We start from the raw sequence: 3,085 nt of genomic DNA, 5'->3' as shown, positions 1-3,085 counted from the left end.
TCTTGGCGGGGCGCTTTAATTTTTCAAGTTCTACTCCCGAAGCTGATAGCGCTGCACGGGATTCAGCGCCCGCGCCAAAGGCTTCTTTTGTAAGCCAGGGGACTAAAGTTTCCATCAACAGGCCGCCAGTGCGGCGGACAACACCGTCGGTGAGAAGGCGACCACAAGTGACTTGGAAGTACCCTGCGCGTACACCTGGGGCATTTGCCGCCATCATTAGATGGCCAATAAAGCCATCGGCGCTATCACCCGCAACACCGATCGAGCCATTGCTCCAAGGTTGTTGTGTAATCCAATTAGCCAGAGCAGCCCCATCTTCTCGTTCGGTTCCAAACAAGGAATCAATCCCCCCTGATTTATGGCGACCACGGCTGTTTTGCAAAACAACTGCATAGCCTCGGTCAATCACACTCGCCCAAGCTTCACGAACTTTGACAGGATCGGATTCGGCAGAGTCATCATCTTCCTCTGGAACAAGCCCGCCTGGCGGGGGGGTTGGAATCTCATAAGCGGAGCGAATGACGATAGAAGGGAATGGACCCTGGCCTTCGGGAAGATAAACAATGGTAGCCAGCGACGTACCACCACTCACAGGCACAGCCTCAGTTCGCATCAGATTGCTTGAGGTTGTTTTATTCGCATTGCTTGAGCCAGTGATGGCTGGTGTCGCGAAGACGCTCAGCCCAAAGCTGAGCATAACACCTAGCATAAGGAATTTACGCGCAGACGGGGATGTTTTGTACGTCTTAACTACTTGCATAGCTTGAGCCTTTCGATAGGGGTGAAAATTCTGTCAAGATTAGCTTGCCCTCTTCCGACTGGGTCGAAACAGGTGGCTGAGCGGAAGATGCTTCATGAGAGGGTTGGAGCTCGGGACCAGCTATAGCCAAAACCTAAACTGATCTTGGACTATACACATTGAGCGCTGGCTACATTGTGTATAAACTCAAAAGCGGCGGGCGATGCCAATGCCGAAGGCAGTTCCATTCTGCTTGGCTATGAACGGACTCTTCTTGGAATCACCCAAAAGGTTTTTGCTTTCGGCTTCGGCGCGGACAGACCAGCGATCAGTCACTTTATAAGTAAGGCCAACACTGAAAGCGGCGGTCTGCATGCCAGCCTTTGGTGTATACGCTCGGTATCCAGACCGTGTGGCTTGCAGCGCATTTACCCCATAAAAGACTTGATTAAACTTCTTATCAGCCCAACGCGCTTTCGCCTCAATTTCGAGTTCTAGGCGATCGTTCAGTTCAAAGTCTTTGCTAACATCAAGATCAACAAATGTTCCTTTGTGGGCTTTGCCAATATCTCGCCCGACTGTTAGCCCAGCTTCAGCAAAACCAAAATCCAGTTCACCAAACAAGGTCGCTTCAATTGGGCGATCTATGCTGCCCAGACCCTTAAGCTTTATGTCGTCGCCTTCCTCTCGGCCTTCACCAAGTGAAATAGCTGTGCCAAGAGCAAACTCTAGGTCGCCATCAAATGTAAACAAATCAAGGCCAACCCCACGTTGGCCAGCAAAGAAACGACCCCATCGCGCATTGACATAAATTTGTGGTTCGACCTCATTTTTCTTAGACCCAAGAAAAACGGGCTCATATTCAGCGGTGACGCCTGCAATCAGAAATCGCTCCCCACCATCATCATCCTGACCTGACTGCGCATTAGCCGATGATACTGTCACGACGGCCGCGGTTACACCTGCCAAAAGCGCAATTGTTGAGAACTTCAATTTGTTGGGCATCATCTTTACTCCTGGTTGATGGAGCACATTATGAATTCACTAGCTTGCACTAACCTTGCAGCTGAACGTAAAGTCAAATTTTTCGCAGCCCGGTTTCCTCGGCTTGCTGTGTTGGACTAGCGGACTGAAATTGTATGAGGAACTTTGTGCCCGCTCCGGTCCCTGCTGGGCTTTGGGCTGGCACGACTGTGATGGACCCACCCATGCGGTTCATAGCTGATTGGCAGATTGACAGGCCAAGGCCGCTGCCTTTGCGCGGCCCGCCGTATGCAGGTGTGACTTTCCCAAACAATTGCCCAACTTGTTGTGGACCCATACCACACCCATCATCAGCAAAGACTACTTTGGGTCCCGGCCCAATCTCAACGTGCACTTTATTGCCGCCCTCGGCATGATGGATGACATTTTCAATTAGATTTCGTAGCACTAAGTGAATGAGCGTCTCGTGCCCAATGACCCAAACGGTTGCTTCTGATGACACTTTGAGTTCAATTTCCCAGCCGTGAGCTAGCAAACGTGGTGCCATCTCAGACAAAGTTGCGCTGATCACCTCACTCAGGTGCAGATGGGCGAGTGCGAAGCCGGCCGCTGCGTCAAGGCGCGCGACTTGGAGCAATTGTTCCAAAAGCCGCGTCATTGAATCGATATCTGCGAGCATCCTTGTGCGGTCGTGTCTATCGGGAACGACTTCAACGCGCAGCCTCAAATCTGCCAGTGGGGTTCGCAGTTCGTGCGCAACGTGAATGGAAAACTCTCTCTTGGCCTGCATCCCAGCGCCGATCCGGTCAAGGGCAGCATTGAAAGCCGTTACGATGGGCTGAATTTCGCGTGGCGCAATTTTCGTATCCAAGTGGCCTTTAGGTAGGTTCTCAATATCAAGGCTTTCCGCTTGCCGAGCCAACCGTCTCAATCCTGCAAGACTAATTCGGATGGTAAAGACAGTCGCAATTGTGACGCCAAGGAGAATAGCGAGAGCCAGCCAAACGAAATCTTCAACGATCTGACCGAAAAAGGTGTTGGCACGAGCATCTTCGTCCTCACGGAGTCGGGAAACATGCAGATAGGCATTTTGCCCAGGGATAAAGACCTCGGCGACAAACAACATATTGCCGGTGGTTCGATCTGGTCCCTCTAATAGTTGGGGCTTACCCGGCTTCGCCAGCATTTTCGAGCGCATGAGAACATATTGGTCTGAACTCGCTACCTCTTTTCCGTCACGGTCGAAAAGCGCATAACCATAAATGGGCAATGCACCAGTTAACACGCCCGTGAAAGGAGCGTCGGGTGCGTTTGTGGGCTCTGGAGGTATCGCAAATTGGACTTGTCCAGCTGAATTGGTCT

At 51.5% G+C, this 3,085-nt stretch carries 3 protein-coding genes; all 3 read right to left on the bottom strand.

Annotated features, from left to right (window positions below):
* On the bottom strand, positions 1-613 hold a 613-nt coding region (locus tag ACIQ20_RS16320), incomplete at its 3' end, for a CocE/NonD family hydrolase (RefSeq protein ID WP_395782180.1).
* A gap of 333 nt (positions 614-946) precedes the next feature.
* Positions 947-1,747 (bottom strand): MipA/OmpV family protein, encoded by an 801-nt coding sequence (locus ACIQ20_RS16315; RefSeq protein ID WP_395782178.1) that lies wholly within the window; start codon positions 1,745-1,747, stop codon positions 947-949.
* Positions 1,748-1,817: 70 nt separating this feature from the next.
* The coding region (locus ACIQ20_RS16310; protein WP_395782176.1) for a sensor histidine kinase at positions 1,818-3,085 on the bottom strand (1,268 nt) is incomplete at its 5' end.

The organism is Aquidulcibacter sp., from assembly GCF_044346625.1.
Lineage (GTDB): Bacteria > Pseudomonadota > Alphaproteobacteria > Caulobacterales > Aquidulcibacteraceae > Aquidulcibacter.
The sequence above is the reverse complement of the archived record's forward strand: the minus strand, read 5'-3'. Positions and strand labels throughout refer to the sequence as shown.